Raw genomic sequence first — 16024 nt, forward strand, 5'->3', positions numbered from 1 at the left:
CGTCAATCGCCGGAGCCCGGCCTCAGCCGATCAGCTCGTTGACGTTGCCCTGGTACGCGATCTTGCCGCTCTTCACCTGGTAGACGAAGACGTCCGTACCCTTGAACTCACCGTTCTTCTCGAACGAGAAGGTCTTCGTCAGACCCTTGTAGGAGGCCTTGGCGAGGGCGTCACGCAGCGCCTCACGCTCGACGTCCTTACCCGCCTTCTTGATCTCCGCGATGATCATGTTCGCGACGTCGTACGCCTCGGCGGAGTACGTACCCGGAGCCCGGTTGAACTCCTTCTGGTAGTCCTCCGCGAACTTCTTCGTACCCGCCTCGACCGTCGCGTCGGTGCACGGGCACGTCAGGTACCAGTTCTCGGAGGCCGAGCCGGCCAGCTCAACGAACTTGGCGTCGTTGGAACCGTCACCCGAGATCGCCGCACCCTTGAAGCCCGCGTCCGACAGCTTCTTCGCGAACGGCGCCAGGTCCTGGTAGTAACCGGCGTAAATCAGGCCGTCAGCCTTGGAGTTGACGACATCCTTCGCGGTGGCGCTGTAGTCCGGCGTCTTCTGCGGAACGCTCTTCTTCACGACCGAGACACCGGCCGCCTTCAGGGTCGCCTCGGCGACCTTGGACAGACCCACGCCGTAGTCGGTCTTGTCGTCGATCAGGTAGACCTTCTTGGCGCCTATCTTCTTCGAGAAGAAGTCACCCATGGCCTTGCCCTGCATGTTGTCGTTCGGGACAGCACGCAGCAGGCTCGTGAACCCGTTCGCCTCGTCCGTCAGCGTCGGGTTGGTGGCCGACGGAGTCACCGTCACCAGACCGGCCTCCGCGTACAGCGGCGAAGCCGAGTTGGTCGGACCCGAGAAGGCGGGACCGACAACAGCCTTGACATCCGGGTCGTCAATGACCTTCTGCGCCGCAGTCGGCGCCTTGTCCGGCAGACCCTGGTCGTCAGCAGCCACGTACTCCAGCTTGAAGCCCAGGTCACCGCTCGCATTGGCCTGCTTGATCGCCAACTGCACGCCGTTCTGCATGTTCTCACCCAGCGCGACGTTGTCGCCGGAGAGCGGCCCCTCGAAAGCGATCTTCACGGTGTCGCCACTGCCGGAGTCGCCACCGCCACAACCGGTCAGCGCCAGCGCTCCAACGGCCACAGGAATGGCCAGCTTGATGACGGTCTTGTTCAGCACTAAGGGCTCCCTGGCCTCAACGATGCTTCCCGCAGAAGAACTCGTGATCCCTGCAAGGACACCGCTTATCCCTACGGTGTGCGGGGAATCTAATCGGGTTGACAGCCAGTCGGATAGGCCGACCACCGATGTGTGATCGCCCTGTGACCTCGGTTCAACTGCCGGATACACAACCCCAGCCATCAGCGGGCGAATGTTTCGGCCACCAGCACACCAGCCGGATGATCTTCACAAGCTCTTAACGAGCCCCGCCGACCCACCCGAAACGAGCCATGCAGACACCAGACGGATCCAGACCCGCACCCACCCCAGCCCACCCCACACCCGACAAGCGACACCTGCGCACCGCACTGGCCGGACTCACCGGCCTCCTACTCGGAGCAGCCATCACCGCCGCAACCGCCTCGACCCTCTGGCCACACACACCGACCACCCCCCTACGCCCACTGGAAGCAGCCCCCGAAACCGACCCCGTCCGCAGCGGAAACCTCCAGTTCGACACAACCGGCCTACGCTGCGGAATCACCACCATCGTCGGCACCCACGGCGAACACTGGGCCAAAGGCCGACTCTGCCGCATCCGCCTCACCATCACCTCCCAGGACTCCGTCTTCGGCCAGATCGACAACGAAATCCACCGACTCGCCCTCGACGACGGCACCGAACTCACCCTCGACCGCGAAGCCACCCAGATCAAACGCCAGCCACTACGCACCGAAGTCGCCGCACACGGCACCATCACCTACGACCTCTGGTACGACCTCCCCCGCAACCGACACCCCACCGCACTGCGCGTCCGCGCAAACGACACGGAGCCCCCGGCCACCATCCCGCTCCCCCGACGAGACTGGACCGAAGGCTCCGCCTGACCACACAGCCAAAACGCGCCCGGCGCCACTACCGCGCCTTCTTCTCCTCAGAGTCCTGAATGACCGCCTCGGCGACCTGCTGCATGGACATCCGCCGATCCATCGAGGTCTTCTGGATCCACCGGAAGGCAGCCGGCTCCGTCAGCCCGTACTCCGTCTGAAGGACGGACTTCGCCCGGTCCACCAGCTTCCGCGTCTCCAGGCGCAGAGTGAGGTCGGCGACCTCCTTCTCCAGCTCCTTCAGCTCCGTGAACCGCGACACGGCCATCTCGATGGCGGGCACCACGTCACTCTTGCTGAACGGCTTCACGAGATACGCCATCGCACCGGCATCCCGGGCCCGCTCGACCAGATCCCGCTGGGAGAACGCCGTCAGCATCAGCACCGGGGCGATGCTCTCCTCGGCGATCTTCTCAGCCGCCGAGATACCGTCCAGCTTCGGCATCTTCACATCGAGGATCACAAGATCCGGCTTGTGCTCACGGGCGAGCTCGACAGCCTGCTCACCATCACCGGCCTCACCGACGACGGTGTACCCCTCTTCTTCGAGCATCTCTTTGAGATCGAGCCGGATGAGCGCCTCGTCCTCGGCAATGACGACACGGGTCGTCAGCGGAGGCACGTGCGACTTGTCGTCGTCGGGCGCGTCTACGGGCTGGGGCGACTCGGGGGCGGTCACGGGGGCTCCTCGTTCAGGGGCAGGGGTGGTGCTGACAAGAGCCTACCTAGCTGCGGTAAGGTGGACGGGCAGCGGGTCGAGGTAAACCTTCGATTCACTGGGCCCCGGTAGCCCAATTGGCAGCAGGCAATGGATTCAAAACCCATACAGTGTCGGTTCGAGTCCGACCCGGGGCACTTTTCCTTCGATTCCAAGGTCGACCTTGAAGAGCGGATGTCCACGTTCTCGTGAACATCCGCTTTTTGCTGCGTGTCGTCGCGATCACTGTCACAGAGTGGCCACATGTACGACGTCAGCACACGCAAGCGAGCCGTGGATCTCGTTACTCAAGGGCGCAGCTTGAGTTCTGTCAGCAAGGAGACGGGGATTTCGCGTGCAACCCTCCGCAGTTGGCAGCGCCGCATTGAGCCGCGCCCCCGGAGGCAGACAGGCCGCCCTTGCCCCAGGTGCGAGGACGAACCTCGCCCGCCCGATGACCAAGCGGCCTACGCCTACCTGTTGGGCCTCTATCTCGGCGATGGCCACATCAGCCACTACTCCGAGCACCGAGCACCTAACCTCATGATCACTTGCACCGAAACCTGGCCCGGCCTCATGGACCACTGCGAACAGGCCATGCGTGCAGTCTTCCCAGAGAACTCCGTCAGCCGCGTCCGCAGGACCGGCTGCAGCAACGTGAAGGTCTACTCCAAGCATCTGCCCTGCCTGTTCCCGCAGCACGGACCGGGCAAGAAGCACCAGCGCTCGATCACCCTGGAACCCTGGCAACAGGAAATCGTCGACGCGCACCCCTGGGAGTTCATCCGCGGCCTCATCCACTCGGACGGCTGCCGCATCACCAACTGGACGACCCGCATGGTCGGCGGTGAGCGCAAGCGCTACGAATACCCCAGGTACTTCTTCACCAACGTGTCCGACGACATTCGCCGGCTCTATACGGACACCCTCGACAAGCTCGGCATCGAGTGGACGCACTGCGCCCGAAACGGCAACCCGTACAACATCTCCATCGCCCGCAAAACCTCCGTAGCCCTCCTGGACACCCACGTAGGCCCCAAGCACTGACCCTCCCCCACCACGCAGGGCCCCTCCTCAAGAGGGGCCCTCCGCCTGCTACTTGGGGCTGTCGTCTTCCCCGATGTGATGCACCCGCACCATGTTCGTCGAGCCGGACACCCCGGGAGGCGAGCCCGCTGTGATGACGACCGTGTCGCCCTTCTTGCAGCGGCCGTACTTCAGCAGCAGTTCGTCCACCTGGTCGACCATCGCGTCCGTCGAGTCCACGTGCGGCCCGAGGAACGTCTCCGCGCCCCACGTCAGATTCAGCTGGGACCGCGTCGCCGGTTCCGGCGTGAAGGCCAGCAGTGGGATCGGTGAGCGGTAGCGGGACAGGCGGCGGGCGGTGTCGCCGGACTGGGTGAAGGCGACCAGGAACTTCGCGCCCAGGAAGTCGCCGATCTCGGCTGCCGCGCGGGCCACGGCGCCGGCCTGGGTGCGGGGCTTGTTGCGTTCCGTCAGGGGTGGGAGGCCCTTCGCCAGGATGTCCTCCTCGGCGGCCTCGACGATCTTGGCCATCGTCCGTACCGTTTCGATCGGGTACTTGCCGACGCTCGTCTCGCCGGACAGCATCACCGCGTCCGTGCCGTCGATGACGGCGTTGGCCACGTCCGACGCCTCCGCCCTGGTCGGCCGGGAGTTGTCGATCATCGAGTCGAGCATCTGAGTCGCCACGATCACCGGCTTGGCGTTGCGCTTCGCCAGTTTGATCGCGCGCTTCTGAACGATGGGCACCTGCTCCAGCGGCATCTCCACGCCCAGGTCGCCGCGGGCGACCATGATGCCGTCGAAGGCGGCCACGATGTCGTCGATCGCGTCGACGGCCTGTGGCTTCTCGACCTTGGCGATGACGGGGAGGCGGCGGCCCTCCTCGTCCATGATCCTGTGCACGTCCTCGATGTCCCGGCCGGACCGGACGAAGGACAGTGCGATGACGTCGAAGCCCGTGCGCAGCGCCCAGCGCAGGTCGGCTTCGTCCTTCTCCGAGAGGGCGGGGACCGAGACTGCGACGCCCGGCAGGTTCAGGCCCTTGTTGTCGGAGACCATGCCTCCTTCGACCACCGTCGTGTGGACGCGTGGTCCGTCGACGGAGGTGACCTCCAGGCACACTTTGCCGTCGTCGACGAGGATGCGTTCGCCGGGGGTGACGTCGGCGGCGAGGCCGGAGTAGGTGGTTCCGCACTGCTGGCGGTCGCCTTCGGCGCCGTCTTCGACGGTGATGGTGAAGGTGTCTCCGCGTTCAAGGAGTACGGGTCCTTCGGTGAAGCGGCCGAGGCGGATCTTCGGGCCTTGAAGGTCGGCGAGGATGCCGACGCTGCGGCCGGTCTCGTCGGAGGCCTTGCGTACGTGCTGGTAGCGCTCCTCGTGGTCGGCGTAGCCGCCGTGGCTGAGGTTGAACCGGGCGACGTCCATTCCGGCGTCGACCAGTGCCTTTATCTGGTCGTAGGAGTCGGTGGCGGGGCCCAGGGTGCAGACGATCTTCGCTCGGCGCATGTTTCGACTCTATGACTTACCGGCGGGTAGAGAATTGGCCGCGTATGACTACTCAACAACCTTTGCGTGAAGGGCTATTGACAAGTGTTGAATTGTGCGGCGGGGTGCTCCGATGAGCGTTCGAAGCACCCCCATTCGGAATCCCGCGCATTCACAGCTGCGGCGGCGCCATCGTAAAGCGGGCGTTGACCTGTGCGTAGACGTGCTGGCGCTGGGGTTCGAGATCGAGGGGGGCAGCCGTGGTGTCCTCGGCGGCGCCGTAGGCCATGGAGCGCATGCGGCTGCCGGGGGCCTGTGGGTAGGGGGGTGGGGCGTTTTCCGCGCCGATGTCGGCGAGTTCGACCAGGGCGGCCAGGGAGGTGCCGAGCGCTTCCGCGTATTCCCGTGCGCGCTGGACCGCTTCTCGTACCGCTTGCTGCCGGGCTTCCCGGTGGGCGGGTGAGTCGGGGCGCAGGGCCCAGTAGGGGCCGTCGACGCGGGTGAGGTCGAGGTCGGCGAGGCGGGTGGTGAGTTCGCCGAGTGCTGTGAAGTCGGTGAGTACGGCGGTGATGTGGACGCGGCCGTGGTAAGCGTGGACGCGTTCGCCGCGGCCTTTGTCCTTGAGTTCGGGGCTGATGGAGAAGGCGCCGGTCTCCAGTCGTTCGACTGCGTCGCCGTAGGTTTTGACGAGGTCGAGGACGGTGGTGTTGCGGCGGGTGAGGTCGTCCAGGGCGGCGCGGCGGTCCTTGCCGCGGGAGGCGACGGTGACGCCGATGCGGGCGATCTCGGGGTCGACTTCGAGGCGGGCTTCGCCGCGGACGGCGATGCGGGGGGCGTCGGGGGTGCCGTAGGGGACGGCGGGCTGAAGTTCCTCTGATGGGGCGGTCATACGTCCCACTCTGTCATTGCTTGCCGGGTTACAGGACCCCGTGGGTCATCAGATCGAAACCTGCGGGGTCTGTTGCTGCCTGCCATGGCCAGGTCAGAATCTACGCGCGTTGTTGACCATTCGCCTGGGAGAAGCACCATGCCGTTGAACCGCCGGAAGTTCCTGAAGAAGTCCGCCGTGACCGGAGCGGGGGCGGCGCTGGCCACGACGGTGGCCGTCCCGGCGGCGCAGGCCGCTGAGGCGGCGAAGGGGTCGCGGCCGGCGAAGCGGTACTCGCTGACGGTGATGGGCACGACCGATCTGCACGGCAACATCTTCAACTGGGACTATTTCAAGGACGCGGAGTACGCGGACGCCAAGGGCAATGCAAAGGGTCTGGCGCGCGTCTCGACGCTGGTGAGCCAGGTCCGTGAGGAGAAGGGCCGCCGCAACACGCTGCTCATCGATGCCGGCGACACGATCCAGGGCACCCCGCTGACGTATTACTACGCGAAGGTCGACCCGATCACCGCGAAGGGGGGCCCGGTCCACCCGATGGCGGCGGCGATGAACGCGATCGGGTATGACGCGGTGGCCCTTGGCAACCACGAGTTCAATTACGGCATCGAGACGCTGCGCAAGTTCGAGGAGCAGTGCGACTTCCCGCTTCTGGGTGCGAACGCGCTGGACGCGAAGACGTTGAAGCCCGCGTTCCCGCCGTACTTCATCAAGAAGTTCTGTGTGCCGGGTGCCCCGCCGGTGAAGGTTGCGGTGCTCGGTCTGACCAACCCGGGTATCGCGATCTGGGACAAGGCGTACGTCGAGGGCAAGATGGTGTTCCCGGGTCTGGAGGAACAGGCCGCGAAGTGGGTGCCGAAGCTGCGCTCGATGGGTGCGGACGTGGTGGTCGTGTCGGCGCACTCGGGTTCGTCCGGTACGTCGTCGTACGGTGACCAGTTGCCGTACATCGAGAACTCGTCGGCGTTGGTGGCCCAGCAGGTGCCGGGCATCGACGCGATCCTCGTCGGGCATGCGCACACGGAGATCGCGGAGCTGCTGGTCACGAACGAGAAGACGGGTAAGACGGTCGTGCTGTCGGAGCCGCTGTGCTATGCGCAGCGACTGACCCTGTTCGACTTCGAGCTGGTCTTCACCAAGGGCCGCTGGACGGTCGAGTCGGTGAAGGCGACCGTGCGTGACTCGAAGACGGTCGCCGACGACCCGAAGATCACCAAGTTGCTGAAGGACGACCACGACATCGTCGTGGAGTACGTCAACCAGGTCGTCGGCAAGGCGACGGAGAAGCTGACGACGGTCGAGGCGCGCTACAAGGACGCCCCGATCATCGACCTGATCACCAAGGTCCAGGAGGACGTGGCCAAGGCGGCGCTGGCGGGGACGGAGTACGCCTCGTTGCCCGTGATCTCCCAGGCCTCCCCGTTCTCCCGCACCTCGGAGATCCCGGCCGGCGAGGTGACGATCCGGGATCTGTCGAGCTTGTACGTGTACGACAACACGCTGGTCGCGAAGTTGATGACGGGTGCGCAGATCAAGGCGTACCTGGAGTATTCGGCGGAGTACTTCGTGCAGACGGCGCCGGATGCGACGGTCGACGTCGAGAAGCTGACGAACGCGAACAACCGCCCGGACTACAACTACGACTACGTGTCGGGGCTGTCGTACGAGATCGACATCGCCCAGGCGGCCGGTTCGCGGATCAAGAATCTGTCGTACAACGGTGCCGCTCTGGACGACGCCCAGCGGTTCGTGTTCGCGGTGAACAACTATCGGGCCAACGGCGGTGGCGCGTTCCCGCATGTGGCGTCGGCTCAGGAGCTGTGGTCGGAGTCGACGGAGATCCGTACCCGGATCGCGGAGTGGGTGACCGCGAAGGGTGTGCTGGACCCGAAGAACTTCGCGTCGGTGGACTGGAAGCTCACGCGGAACGGCACGCCGGTCTTCTAGACGACAGGGCCTGGGCGCGCAGTCGTCTCGTCGGGAGCCTCAGATCCCGTCCATCAGTGGTGTCAGCACCTTCGGCTGACGCGCGGACGGGATCCGGGGCTCCTGCTGTTCGAGGCCGAAGGTGGTGAAGGCCGTGCGTGTGGGCAGGGGGTAGGTCTCCTTGCCGGTCACGGAGTTGAGGATGGCGGCGCTGCGCCAGGCTGCGAGGCCGAGGTCGGGGGTGCCGATGCCGTGGGTGTGGCGTTCGGCGTTCTGGACGTAGATGTGGCAGCCGGAGCCGGTGACGGAGGGGTCCATGACGAGGCGGTACTCGTCGTCGATGCGGGGGCGTTCCCGGCTGTCGAGGCGCATGTAGGGGTCGAGGCCGGCGAGGATGCGGCTGAGGGGGCGTTCGCGGTAGCCGGTGGCCAGGACGACGGCGTCGGTGGTGAGGCGCGAGCGGGTGTTCTGGTGGAGGTGCTCCAGGTGGAGTTCGACCTTGGTCGTGGCGACTCGGCCGGCGGTGCGGACGCGGACGCCGGGGGTGAGGACGGTGTCGGGCCAGCCGCCGTGCAGGGAGCGGCGGTAGAGCTCGTCGTGGATGGCGGCGAGGGTGCCGGCGTCGATGCCTTTGTGGAGCTGCCACTGGGAGGCGACGAGTTGGTCGCGGACGGGTTCGGCGAGGGCGTGGAAGTAGCGGGTGTAGTCGGGTGTGAAGTGTTCCAGGCCGAGCTTGGAGTACTCCATGGGGGCGAAGGCGTCGGTGCGGCCGAGCCAGTGCAGTCCCTCGCGTCCGACGGGGCGGCGGCGTAGCAGGTCGAGGAAGACCTCGGCGCCGGACTGTCCCGATCCGATGACGGTGATGTGCTCGGCGGCGAGGAGTGTCTCGCGGTGGTCGAGGTAGTCGGCGGCGTGGATGACGGGGACGCGGGGTGCCTCGACGAGGGGCCTGAGGGGGTCGGGGATGTCTGGTTCGGTGCCGATGCCCAGGACGATGTTCTTGGCGTAGGTACGGCCGAGCGCTTCGGCTTCTCCGTCGGGGCCGAGTTGGGTGAAGTCGACCTCGAAGACGTCGCGTTCGGGGTTGAAGCGGACGGCGTCGACCTGGTGGCCGAAGCTCAGTGCTGGGAGGTTCTCGCAGACCCAGCGGCAGTAGGCGTCGTACTCGGCGCGTTGGATGTGGAAGCGTTCGGCGAAGTAGAAGGGGAAGAGCCGGTCGCGGGTCTTGAGGTAGTTGAGGAAGGACCAGGGGCTGGCGGGGTCGGCGAGCGTCACGAGGTCGGCGAGGAAGGGGACTTGGATGCGGGCGCCGTCGATGAGGAGGCCGGGGTGCCAGGCGAAGGCGGGGCGCTGTTCGTAGAAGACGGTGTCGAGGTCGTCGAGGGGGTGGGCGAGAGCGGCGAGGGAGAGGTTGAAGGGGCCGATGCCGATGCCGACGAGGTCGCGGGGGGTGTCGGGGTCGCGGGGGGTGTCGGGGTCGCGGGGGGTGTCGGGGTCGCGGCGTGGGGGTGTCCTGAGGGCGGGCTGGGGGCCGGTGTCGGGGACGGCGCGGAGGGGGGCGCCGGAGCCTGTCTGGGGGCGCGTGTAGGCGTTTACCTGGGGGCGCGTGTGGGGGCCGGTGTGGGGGTTCGGCTGGGGGTTTGTCTGGGGGCTCATCCGGGGGTGTTTCCTTCCACCAGTTTCAGGAGGGCGGCCAGGTCGTCCGGGCGTGTGTGGGGGTTGAGGAGTGTGGCTTTGAACCACAGGCGCCCGTCTATCCGGGCCCGCCCGAGTACGGCACGGCCGTCGGTGAGGAGCCTTCGGCGTACGGCGGCGACGGCGGCGTCGGTGGCGTGTGCGGGCCGGAACAGGACCGTGCTGATGGTGGGCGGGTCGTAGAGGTCGAACCCGGGGTGGTCGTGGACGAGGGCGGCGAACTCGTGGGCGTGGTCGCAGACTTGCTCGACGAGTCGGCCGAGGCCGCTGCGGCCGAGGGTCTTGAGGGTGACGGCGATCTTGAGGACGTCCGGGCGGCGGCTGGTGCGCAGGGAGCGGCCGAGGAGGTCGGGCAGGCCCGCTTCGGTGTCGTCGTCGGCGTTGAGGTAGTCGGCGCGGTGGTGGAGCACGGCGAGGTCGTCGGGGTTGCTGACGGCGAGGAGACCGGCGGCGACGGGCTGCCAGCCGAGCTTGTGCAGGTCGAGGGTGACGCTGTCGGCGGCGTCGAGTCCGGTGAGTCGGTCGCGGTACCGGTCGCTGAAGAGGAGGCCTCCGCCGTAGGCGGCGTCGATGTGGAGTCGGGCGCCGTGCGCGGCGCAGAGGGCGGCGATCTCGGGGAGGGGGTCGATGAGCCCGGCGTCGGTGGTGCCCGCGGTGGCGGCGACCAGGTGTGGGCCGGGCAGTCGGTTGAGGGCCTCGTCGAGGGCGGCGGGGTCGAGGACGCCGGCCGGGGCGGGTACGGCGACCGGTTCGGGCAGGCCGAGCAGCCAGGCGGCGCGGGGCAACGAGTGGTGGGCGTTGGCCCCGTGGACGAGCCGGACGCCGGCGCCCTGGGCTTCTCGGGCGAGGAGGAGGGCCAGTTGGTTGGATTCGGTGCCGCCGGTGGTGAGCAGGGCGACGCAGCCCTTCTCCGCTCCCCCGGCGCCGAACACCTCCGCCGCGAGCACCCCCATCACCAACGCCTCCAGCTCGGAGGCCCCCGGCGCCTGGTCCCAGGAGTCCAGCGAGGGGTTGAGGGCCGAGGCGGCGAGGTCGGCGGCGGTGGCGAGGGCGAGGGGTGGGCAGTGGAGGTGGGCGGCGCAGAGGGGGTCGGAGGGGTCGGTGGCGCCTGCTGCGAGGGCCCGGACGAGGTTGTGGAGGGCGCCTGGGTCGCCGTTGTCCGGGAGTACGTCCCCGACGGCCTCCCGCATGCGTGCGGCGACCGCGTCCGGGCCGCCTGCGGGCAGGGGTCCCCCGCGAGCCCGGGCGCCCTCGCTCAGCGCGTCGAGCACGGTGTCGAGCAACGGCCGCAGGGCGTGGGGGCCTTCGGGGCCTGAAGCGAGCGACGGCGGCGTGCTCATCGTGTCCTCCCGGGCGCAGGGCAAGAGGGACTTCCAGCTTGTACCCGGATGCGTGATCGCGCCCGAAAAGCCCAACGACAGGAACCCGAAAGGAGGTACTTGCGTGCGGGGAAAGCGTGTCGGGGGTGGTGTGCCGCGGGTGGCGGAGTAAGGGGTGGTGGATGGGAGGGCGGCGGTCCTCGTCCGTCGAGGGGCTGATCCTCCTGGGGGCCGGCGCGCCAAGGCTCAGGAGCCGAGCCAGGAACCCGAGCCGGAAACCGAGCCAGGAGCCGAGCCCGGAGCCGAGCCAAGAGCCCGGCCAGGAAGATCAGCCCGCCGCATCACCCGTGGTCACCGGCGGTGCCCCTACCCCACCGGCGCCGGCCTCACTCGCCCTCCCGTACCCGCAATGCCCGTGCCAGGTCGTCGAGTTGGTCGGCGAGCCTGCGGCGCAGTGCCGGGATCGGCTCGCCGTCGCGCAGGCATTCCTCGCCGAGCCGCAGGGCTTCGGCGTCGACGGCGTACAGCGGGAAGGCGTAGCGGCCGGCGGCGTCGGCGATGGCGGGGCCGCGGCGGGCGCCGACGGCGAGCGCGTCCTGGTAGTAGCGCGGCACGTACTGCTGTACGAGGTCGGTCTGTTCGGGCTGCCAGAAGCCCTGGGCGGTGGCGATGAAGAGGTAGTTGGACAGATCGGTGCCGTCGTCGGTGGCGAACATGGCGTCCCAGGCCCTTGCCTTGGCCTCCGCGTCGGGCAGGGCGGCCCGGCAGCGGGCGGCGCCCTCCTGGCCGGTGGCGCTCGGGTCGCGCGCCAGCTCGGCGGCGATGGCGGCCTCGTCGACGGCGCCGAGGACGGCGAGGCGGCCCAGGACGCGCCAGCGCAGCTCGGGGTCGAGTTCGGGTCCGCCGGGCACGGTGCCGTCGGCGAGCCAGGCGGCGATCGTGTCGGGGTGGGCGGCGACGTCGATGAAGTGGCGTACGGCGATCAGGCGCAGGCCGGGGTTGTCGCCGTCCTCGGTGCGGCGGATGAGGTCGCGGCAGAGGGAGGAGAGGGTGGTCAGGGCTGCCGGGCGTGCCTCGGGGGTGAGGTAGCGGTCGGCGACCTGGGCGGTGGCGAAGGCGAGGACGCCCTGGACGACGGCGAGGTCGGTCTCGTGCGGCAGATGGGTGCGGGCGGCCTCCAGATAGGCGCCGGCGGCCAGTTCACCGTCGCGGACGGCGTCGCGCAGGGCGTTCCAGACGAGCGCGCGGGTGAGTGGTTCGGGCAGTCCGGCGAGGCTCGTGCGGATGGTCTCGAAGGATTCGGGTTCGAAGCGGACCTTGGCGTAGGTCAGGTCGCCGTCGTTGAGCAGCAGCAGTGCCGGGCGCTTGCCGATGGGCTGTGGGGCCGGGTGCGGGATGTCGAGGTCGAGGCGTTCGCGCAGGACGAGGTGGCCCTCGTTGTCGCCGAGGTCGAGGTCGTACAGGCCGACGGCGATGCGGTGCGGGCGGCTTCCGGCGCGGTCGACGGTGAGGCTGTACGTGCCGTTCTCGCCGGGGGTGACGGCCGGGGTGAGGGTGTCGACGCCGGTGGTGCGCAGCCAGGCGTCGGCCCAGGCGTGGACGTCGCGTTCGGTGGCGGCGGCGAGGGAGTCGACGAAGTCGGCGAGGGTGGCGTTGGCGAACTTGTGGCGGGCGAAGTGGGTGTTGATTCCGGTGAGGAAGTCCTTCTCGCCGAGCCAGGCGACCAGTTGGCGCAGTGCGGAGGCGCCCTTGGCGTAGGAGATGCCGTCGAAGTTGAGCTGGGCGGTGGCGGTGTCGTTGACGCCTTCGGGGGCGACGGGGTGGGTGGAGGGGCGCTGGTCGGCGTCGTAGCCCCAGGCCTTGCGGGCGACGCCGAAGTCGGTCCAGGTGTCGGTGAAGCGGGTGGCCTCGGCGCAGGTCTGGTAGCCCATGTACTCGGCGAAGGACTCGTTCAGCCAGATGTCGTCCCACCAGCGCAGGGTGACGAGGTCGCCGAACCACATGTGGGCCATTTCGTGGGCGATGACCATGGCGCGGGTCTGGCGCTCGGCGTCGGTGACGGCGGAGCGGTAGACGAACTCGTCGCGGAAGGTGACGAGTCCGGGGTTCTCCATGGCGCCGGCGTTGAACTCGGGGACGAACGCCTGGTCGTAGGAGTCGAAGGGGTAGGGCTCGTCGAACTTCTCGTGGTAGCGGTCGAAGCACGCGCGCGTGACCTCGAAGAGCTCGTCGGTGTCCGTGTCGAGGTAGGGGGCGAGCGAGCGGCGGCAGTGCAGGCCGAAGGGCAGGCCGCGGTGTTCGGTGCGCACGGAGTGCCAGGGGCCGGCGGCGACGGCGACGAGGTAGGTGGAGATCAGCGGGGTGGCGGCGGCCTGCCAGCGGCCGTCGTCGAGGTGTTCGGTGATGCCGTTGGCGAGGACGCTCCAGCCCTCGGGGGCCTTGACGGACAGGTCGAAGACGGCCTTGAGGTCCGGTTGGTCGAACGCGGCGAAGACGCGCTGGGCGTCGTCCATGCACAGCTGTGTGTAGAGGTACGTCTCGCCGTCGACGGGGTCGGTGAAGCGGTGCATGCCCTCGCCGGTGCGGGAGTAGCGCATGGCCGCGTCGACGCGCAGTTCGTGCTCGCCGGCGGTGAGGTTCTTCAGGGGCAGCCTGTTCTCGTCCAGGGTCTCGGGGTCGAGGGGTTGTCCGTCCAGCGTGACGGAGCGCAGTTCGGCCGGCTTGATCTCGACGAAGGTGTCCGTGTCCGCGTGGTCCGCGCGCGTGGTGAAGCGGATGACGGTGCGGGAGTCGAAGGTCTCGTCCCCGGTGGTGAGATCGAGTTCGATCGTGTAGCGGTGGACGTCGAGGAGCTGGGCACGGGTCTGCGCTTCGTCGCGCGTCAGTACGGACATGCAGGACATGCTGCCTGATGGCGCTGACAAGGCACAGAGGCTGATGGATAAGTGCCCTATGTCCGGTCTTTGCTCTGTTGAGGGGTACGGGCCGCCGCCGGGCTGTCGCGCTGCGGCGGGACGCGGGCGTCGGGGTGGGGCAGGCGGGGCCGCGGGGCGGGTTGCCGGCTGCCGGGGTCGTCCTTGACGAGGGCGCGTAATTCGTGGACCTCTCGCTCCAGTGCGCGTTGGCGCTGGTAGGAGTCGTACAGATAGCGGACCTTGGTGCGCAGCGCCCAGGGTTCGATGGGCTTCATGACCAGGTCGGCGACGCCGAGTCCGAAGGCGGTGGCGGTCAGTTCGTGGTCCGCGCCGAAACCGGTGAGCAGCAGGACGGGTATGTGCTGGGTCTGCTCCACGCGCCGCATGTAGCGCACCACCTCCAGGCCGCTGACGCCGGGCATGCGGACGTCCAGGAGCAGCAGGCCGACCTGCCCGCGGAGCACCTGCTTGAGCGCCTCGTCACCGCTGGTGGCACGGGCGAGGCGGTAGCCCAGCGGGGCCAGGGCGCTCTCGAGCGCGTACAGCGTGTCCTCGTGGTCGTCGACGATGAGGATCTTGGCATCCGACGGCATGGCCCGACGTCCCTCCCGGCGTGGACATCCAGGGTATGTCCGGGCGCTGACGGGGAGTGCGTGTCAGCTTGCATGGAGTGCACAGCGCAGCATGCCGGGCATGGGCCGCCGTGTCACTCCCTCGGGAGGGACGATCCAGGTCAGTTCGCCGTGGGCGCAGTGCCGTTGATGGTGTCCTCGGCGATGCTCTCGTGGTGCCTGATCACTTCGGCGATGATGAAATTGAGGAACTTTTCAGCGAAAGCCGGGTCGAGCTTGGCGTTTTCGGCCAGGGTGCGCAGGCGGGCGATCTGGCGGGCCTCGCGGGCGGGGTCGGCCGGCGGGAGCTGGTGCTGGGCCTTGAGGTGGCCGACCTGCTGGGTGCACTTGAAGCGCTCGGCGAGCATGTGGACAACGGCCGCGTCGATGTTGTCGATGCTGTCGCGCAGCCGGGCGAGCTCCTCGCGAACGGCGGGGTCGACGTCGCCGGGGGACGTGTTGCTGGTGGTCATGAGGGCCCAGCCTACGGGGCACCTCACGTGGTCGTTCGTTCGATCACGGGTGGATCGTCGGGGTCGGGGACCTGGTTGCTCCAGCCGCCGGGGACGGTGCGGCCCTGCTGGGCCCGGAAGCGGACGGGGGCCATGCCGACGCGGCGGGTGAACAGGCGGGAGAAGTAGGCGGGGTCGTCGTAGCCGACGCGGCGGGCGACGGCGGCGACGGGGAGCTCGGTGGCGGCGAGGAGTTCCTTGGCGCGGCCCAGGCGGATGCCGAGCAGATAGTCCTTGGGGCTGCAGCCGGCGCCGCGCCGCACGGCGGTGCGCAGTTCGGCGAGGGTCATGCCGTGCCGGGCGGCGTGATCGGCGACCGTCAGCGGCAGGCACGCGTCGCGGGCCAGCGCCTTGAGGACCGCCTCGCCGTCGGGGGCGAGGTCGGCGCGGGCGCGACGCAGGGCGACGAGGAGTTCGTGGACGGCGGCGCCGGTCTCCACCTCCAGGAGGGGGTTGTCGCGGCGCGCGGCGCGGGCCATCCGCCCGATGACGGCACGCGGGCCGGAGGCGTCGGACAGGGGCACGACGGGGCGGTCCGGCTCGATGTAGCCGAGTTCGGTGTAGGTCGCGGTGGCGGGCCCTGTGAAGTCGACGAAGCCCTCGTCCCAGCCGGTGCCGGGGTCGGGCGCGTAGTGGTGCGGCACGCCGGGGGTCAGCCACAGCAGCGCGGGCGCGGTGACGGTCGTACGGCGGCCGTCGGGGCCCTCGTACCAGCCGCCGCCCGCGTTGACGACGACGGCGACGTGGTGGTCGAGGGTGCGGGGGCCGACGGTGGGCAGGGCGCCGTACTGCAGGCCGACGCCGAGGCAGACCAGGCCGAGCCGGTGGTGGGCGGGGCCGGGCGTGAAGAACCGCATCCAGGTGTGGTACATCCGCGGTCCTCTCCGCGTCGCTTCGGTC

13 protein-coding genes and 1 tRNA gene are annotated in these 16024 nt (G+C 68.6%); 4 read left to right on the plus strand and 10 right to left on the minus strand.

The window, feature by feature from the left end; translation table 11 throughout:
- Positions 1-22: 22 nt before the first annotated feature.
- Positions 23-1183, minus strand: a complete 1161-nt coding sequence (locus tag EHO50_RS07650) for a branched-chain amino acid ABC transporter substrate-binding protein (protein WP_128429100.1) — start codon at positions 1181-1183, stop codon at positions 23-25.
- 272 nt (positions 1184-1455) lie between these two features.
- On the opposite strand from EHO50_RS07650, the gene EHO50_RS07655 reads away from it, so the two are divergent.
- Complete coding sequence (locus EHO50_RS07655) at positions 1456-2052, plus strand: hypothetical protein (protein ID WP_128429101.1); 597 nt, start codon at positions 1456-1458, stop codon at positions 2050-2052.
- 28 nt (positions 2053-2080) lie between these two features.
- Here EHO50_RS07655 and EHO50_RS07660 read toward each other — a convergent pair whose 3' ends face one another.
- A complete protein-coding gene (locus EHO50_RS07660) occupies positions 2081-2731 on the minus strand; it encodes an ANTAR domain-containing response regulator (RefSeq protein WP_128429102.1) in 651 nt (216 codons plus the stop codon).
- A 101-nt stretch (positions 2732-2832) separates the two neighbouring features.
- Between EHO50_RS07660 and EHO50_RS07665 the strand changes: the two genes are divergently transcribed.
- Both EHO50_RS07665 and EHO50_RS07670 read left to right on the plus strand, forming a co-directional pair.
- A tRNA-Leu gene (locus tag EHO50_RS07665) sits at positions 2833-2907 on the plus strand.
- Positions 2908-3013: 106 nt separating this feature from the next.
- On the plus strand, positions 3014-3796 hold the full coding sequence (locus tag EHO50_RS07670; protein WP_128429103.1) for a helix-turn-helix domain-containing protein: 783 nt from the start codon (positions 3014-3016) through the stop codon (positions 3794-3796).
- Positions 3797-3844: 48 nt separating this feature from the next.
- Here the strand turns inward: EHO50_RS07670 and pyk are convergent, their stop codons facing one another.
- The gene (gene pyk, locus EHO50_RS07675) at positions 3845-5281 is read right to left on the minus strand and encodes a pyruvate kinase (protein WP_128429104.1); all 1437 of its coding nucleotides are present in this window, start codon (positions 5279-5281) and stop codon (positions 3845-3847) included.
- A 151-nt stretch (positions 5282-5432) separates the two neighbouring features.
- A complete protein-coding gene (locus tag EHO50_RS07680) occupies positions 5433-6149 on the minus strand; it encodes an SIMPL domain-containing protein (protein ID WP_128429105.1) in 717 nt (238 codons plus the stop codon).
- A 138-nt stretch (positions 6150-6287) separates the two neighbouring features.
- Here EHO50_RS07680 and EHO50_RS07685 point away from each other — a divergent pair, with 138 nt between their 5' ends.
- Positions 6288-8093: a 5'-nucleotidase C-terminal domain-containing protein gene (locus EHO50_RS07685; RefSeq protein ID WP_128429106.1), complete on the plus strand. Its 1806-nt coding sequence runs from the start codon at positions 6288-6290 to the stop codon at positions 8091-8093.
- A 39-nt stretch (positions 8094-8132) separates the two neighbouring features.
- On the opposite strand, the gene EHO50_RS07690 is transcribed toward EHO50_RS07685, so the two are convergent.
- The 6 genes from EHO50_RS07690 to EHO50_RS07715 form a co-directional block, all read right to left on the minus strand.
- Positions 8133-9728 (minus strand): lysine N(6)-hydroxylase/L-ornithine N(5)-oxygenase family protein, encoded by a 1596-nt coding sequence (locus EHO50_RS07690; protein WP_246101062.1) that lies wholly within the window; start codon positions 9726-9728, stop codon positions 8133-8135.
- The gene (locus EHO50_RS07695; protein WP_128429107.1) at positions 9725-11107 is read right to left on the minus strand and encodes a pyridoxal phosphate-dependent decarboxylase family protein; all 1383 of its coding nucleotides are present in this window, start codon (positions 11105-11107) and stop codon (positions 9725-9727) included. Before EHO50_RS07695 ends, EHO50_RS07690 begins: the two co-directional genes overlap by 4 nt.
- Positions 11108-11472: 365 nt before the next feature.
- Complete coding sequence (gene pepN, locus EHO50_RS07700) at positions 11473-13980, minus strand: aminopeptidase N (RefSeq protein ID WP_164904782.1); 2508 nt, start codon at positions 13978-13980, stop codon at positions 11473-11475.
- Between the two features lie 56 nt (positions 13981-14036).
- Positions 14037-14594, minus strand: a complete 558-nt coding sequence (locus EHO50_RS07705; protein WP_128429108.1) for a response regulator — start codon at positions 14592-14594, stop codon at positions 14037-14039.
- A gap of 140 nt (positions 14595-14734) precedes the next feature.
- Complete coding sequence (locus EHO50_RS07710; protein ID WP_128429109.1) at positions 14735-15085, minus strand: chorismate mutase; 351 nt, start codon at positions 15083-15085, stop codon at positions 14735-14737.
- A 23-nt stretch (positions 15086-15108) separates the two neighbouring features.
- The gene (locus tag EHO50_RS07715; RefSeq protein WP_128429110.1) at positions 15109-15996 is read right to left on the minus strand and encodes a helix-turn-helix domain-containing protein; all 888 of its coding nucleotides are present in this window, start codon (positions 15994-15996) and stop codon (positions 15109-15111) included.
- Positions 15997-16024 lie beyond the last annotated feature (28 nt).

Origin of the sequence: Streptomyces cyaneus (assembly GCF_004028635.1) — a bacterium.
Taxonomy (GTDB): Bacteria; Actinomycetota; Actinomycetes; order Streptomycetales; family Streptomycetaceae; genus Streptomyces; species Streptomyces cyaneus.